The organism is Parafrankia sp. EUN1f, assembly GCF_000177675.1.
Taxonomy (GTDB): Bacteria; Actinomycetota; Actinomycetes; order Frankiales; family Frankiaceae; genus Parafrankia.
The window spans coordinates 1-3,923 of record NZ_ADGX01000305.1; the positions used below are offsets into that span (position 1 = coordinate 1).

Sequence of the window (3,923 nt, forward strand, 5' to 3'; positions counted from 1 at the left end):
GCCGACACCATGCCGGACGGCTGGCTGCGCTGGCTCGACTGGCACCGCACCGTCAACCCCGACAACACGGTGGAGATCGACGCGCTCACCGCCGACCAGGGCCGCCACCTCGGCTACGTCCGCGCCGTCGCCCGCTGAGCTGGACCAGCACCGGGACACCGACCTGGGCGACCAGCCTGGCCAACCGCGGGGAACCCGTCTCGCGGATGCTCGAGTCGAGATCCCACCCTCGTGGGTCGTCATCATCCGCTGGTACCGCCGTGGCGAGGTTGACGACCGCGTCGTGACCTGCGAGCCGAGACGGCAGAACGTCTTCCAGATCGGCGTCCAGCAGCCCCGCGCGCAGCCGTCGTACGGCGGGAGGCAGCTGGTCCAGTCGTTCGCCCGGAGACATCGCCGTGATCTCGTGGCCCGCTGCCAGGAGAGCGTCCACCAGCGGCCTGCCCGCGGCGCCGGTGGCACCGACCACAAAAACACGCATCGCGCTATCACCCATTTCTTGTCAGTTGACGGACTGTTCACGCGGCGTTGGCATCTCGGACGGAGTCGGCCCGTCGCCCCGGACACGTCGGCCACGAAAATCGAAATCGGTCGTTGCCGCCGCGGCGCCGGCAGAGGCCAGTAATCCGCCGAACAGGCACACCCCGGTCCAGCCCCATTGCTGCCAGATCGCGAGGGCGGCGTTCGTACCGAGCGTGCCGCCGGCGAAGAGCGTCACGACGTAGATGGTGTTGAGGCGGGCGGCGGTCTCTCCGGCACTGGCGAATATTCGCTGCTGGTTGGCGCTGTTGGCCGCGCTGTAACCGACGTCGAGCAGAACGACCCCGAGAGCCAGTACCACCAGGCTCGAGCGGCCGGCGGCGAGAACACAGAAAGATGACGCGATCATCAGGAGTCCGCAGAGGGTCACCAGGCGCCCGCGGCCCATATCCGCGATACGGCCGGCTCGTGGCGCTGCCAGGGCACCGCCGACCCCGATCAGCGCGATAAGCCCCACCGCCGTGGGCCCGCGTTCGAACGGAGCGCCGGACAGCCGGGCGGGAAGTGTGGTCCAGAAGCCGGTGAGAACCGCGAAGGCCAGGAATCCGTAGAGCATCGGACGCCGAAGGCCACGCGTCCGAACCGCGAGGAGGAACGTGTTCGCGACCAGGTCCCGGTAGGCCCAGTCGGTGGTCTTTGGTGATATCGGCAGAGCGCGGCGACAGGCGACCAGAAGAACCGCGGTCCAGACCGCCGCGCACCCGTACATCGTGCGCCAGCCGAACTGCCCGCCGATGATTCCGGCGACTGTTCTGGAGAGCAGGATTCCGGTGAGCAGCCCGGTCATGATCTGGCCCGCGACGCGCCCGCGGTCGGCTGGCCTGCTCAGGTGGACCGCCAGCGGGAGCGCGATCTGCGGTGTGACGTTAACCAGCCCGAGCATGATGCTGGCGATGAGCAGCACGGCCGCGTTGGGGGCGGTGGCGACGCCGGCGAGGACGACCATTGTCGCGGCGAGCAGGATCGAAACCAGCCGCCGTCGGTCGGCGACATCCCCCAACGGAACCAGCAGCACCAGACCGACCGCATAGCTCAGCTGGGTGGATGCCACGATCGCACCGATGGTGGACTCGCCGACACCGAGTCCCTGCGCCATGTCGACCAGAAGAGTTTGACCATAGTAAAGATTTGCCGCGACCGCTCCGGCGGTGATCGCGAGAACAAGGATGCGATGGTCGGAGAGGGACCATCGGGCCGAGGGGCGGCGAGCCGAAGTGGTATCCCCGTTGCCCATGGCCATGGGCACTGCCCGCGGCTCTATACCGCCTGTCGGCTCGATACCGGCCAGCGGAGGTGCCCGATGTGACGCCTGGCACTCGTCTCCATCCTTATTCTCCACGACGAAACCATATCGGTGCCCAGCCTCATGCTAAGGTCCAAACTCGTGACCATTTCCTGGGTCAAACCCGGTCCGTACAGCTTCCTGGTCGATCTCGACCCGAAGCTTGGTCGGAGGGCCGCGTTGGAGGCCGGCCTTCGTGACGCCATCCGGGCCGGTCGTCTCCGCCCCGGCGCGCGCCTGCCGTCGAGTCGCATCCTCGCAGCGGAGCTCGGTGTCTCCCGCGGAACGATCAGCACGGCGTATACGCAGCTGGTGAGCGAGGGTTTCCTGGTGAGCAGCCGGGGCGGTGGATCGCGGGTCGCCGACCTCGCCACCGGTGGTGCGGACCCGAAAAACATCCGTCCGCGGTCGGAAAAGGAAGCGAGTGCCCTTCGCTGGGACTTCCGTCCGGGAGAGCCCGATCTGACCTCCTTCCCGCGGAGCGAGTGGCAGAATGCGCTGCGCGAGATTCTCCGCACCTCACCGGCATCCTTCCTCGGATATCAGGACCCACAGGGCGTCCCGGAACTGCGCAGCGCGGTGGCTGATCACCTCCGGCGGTCGAGAAATCTCGCCGTCGACACCGAGAACATCGTCATCTGCGCCGGATTTCGGCAGGGGCTTGACCTGATCTGCAGGGTTCTGCGTGATGCGGGCACCCGGACGGTGGCGTTGGAGGACCCCGGACTGGCCGATCATCATCGCGTGGCCGGCGCGAGCCTGAACGTGGTGTCGCTGCCGGTGGACGCGCTGGGTGCGGACACCGGGCAGCTGTGGACATCTTCCGCGCAGGCGGTCGTGCTCACTCCGTCCCATCAGTTCCCGCTGGGAGTGAGACTGCATCCGGACCGCCGGGCGGAGGCGTTCGCCTGGGCGCGCCGGACCAACGGCCTGATCATAGAAGACGACTACGACGGGGAGTTCCTCTACGACGGCGGGCCGCTGGGCGCGATGCAGGGCGAGGACCCCGACCGGGTCGCGTATATCGGCAGCGTGAGCAAGACGTTGGCACCCGGAATCCGGCTCGGCTGGCTGGTGCTCCCACCCCATCTGATCTCCCCGGTGTGCGAGGCCAAGTATCTGAGTGACGCCGCCTCCGGAAGCTTCGACCAGAACGTGCTCGCATCGATGCTGCGATCCGGAGCGTTCGCGACGCACCTGCGTAAACGGCGAGTCGCCTACCGGCAACGGCGCGATCACATGGTCGGCATGGTGGCGGAGCGGGTGCCCGGGGCGACGGTTCGCGGAATTGCCGCCGGTCTGCATGCGGTTATCGAGCTTCCGGCCGGCGTGCAGGCCGGATGGCTGCAGCGGTCCGCGGCCCGACGCGGCCTCGGTATCGGCAATCTGGACAGCTACCGGATCGCCGGCGAGCGGGCCGACGACGCCGTTGTGCTCGCCTACGGCCGGCCACCCAGTCATTCCTTCGTGCGTGGAATCGCGGAGTTCGTGGACCTTGTGCCTGGATAGCCCCCGGTGGCCCGAGTGGTACAGCGGCGGCGATTGTTCCTACGGCCGGGAAAGTCCGACGTACTGTTCGGCAAAAGCAGTCGCGGCCGTGCTCGACCGGCGCAGGAGATCGAGCCGAGCCCGCCTCATCCGGCCCTCGGCCGCGCTCTCTCCGGGCGAGACGTGCAGAAGCGAGGTCATGAACTCGGAGAACTCCTGCCCATGCCACGCACGCCGCAGTGAGCGGCTCTGGTAGCCGTCGAGCAGATCGCGACGCCCCGAGCGATACCAGTGGTCCAGTCCCTCGGCGAGCAGGCGGGCGTCCGCGACGGCCATGTTCAGCCCCTTCGCGGCGCTCGGCGGCACGATGTGCGCGGCGTCGCCCAGGAGGAACAGGGTCCGATACTGCATGTGCTCCTCCACGTGGGCGCGCAGCCCGACCAGCACCCGTTCCGTGATGGTCCCGGTCGGCAGCTTGCCCGTTCCGCCGGTAAGGCGTAGATCCAGCTCGTGCCAGATCTCCTCGTCGCTGCGCAGGTGGATCGGCTCGTCCGGTGGTACCTGGAGGTAGAGGCGGCTCACATCCGGCGAGCGCATGCTCTGCAGGGCGAAG

At 68.0% G+C, this 3,923-nt stretch carries 4 protein-coding genes; 1 reads left to right on the forward strand and 3 read right to left on the reverse strand.

Annotated features, from left to right (window positions below; genetic code table 11):
- Positions 1-85: 85 nt before the first annotated feature.
- Positions 86-496: an NAD(P)H-binding protein gene (locus FREUN1FDRAFT_RS48445; protein WP_083828963.1), complete on the reverse strand. Its 411-nt coding sequence runs from the start codon at positions 494-496 to the stop codon at positions 86-88.
- Positions 497-502: 6 nt separating this feature from the next.
- On the reverse strand, positions 503-1,780 hold the full coding sequence (locus FREUN1FDRAFT_RS38300) for an MFS transporter (RefSeq protein WP_083828964.1): 1,278 nt from the start codon (positions 1,778-1,780) through the stop codon (positions 503-505).
- Between the two features lie 144 nt (positions 1,781-1,924).
- On the opposite strand from FREUN1FDRAFT_RS38300, the gene FREUN1FDRAFT_RS38305 reads away from it, so the two are divergent.
- Complete coding sequence (locus FREUN1FDRAFT_RS38305; RefSeq protein ID WP_198144589.1) at positions 1,925-3,331, forward strand: PLP-dependent aminotransferase family protein; 1,407 nt, start codon at positions 1,925-1,927, stop codon at positions 3,329-3,331.
- 39 nt (positions 3,332-3,370) lie between these two features.
- Here the strand turns inward: FREUN1FDRAFT_RS38305 and FREUN1FDRAFT_RS38310 are convergent.
- Positions 3,371-3,923, reverse strand: a 553-nt coding sequence (locus FREUN1FDRAFT_RS38310) for an FAD-dependent monooxygenase (RefSeq protein ID WP_006545824.1), incomplete at its 5' end; no start/stop codon positions are given.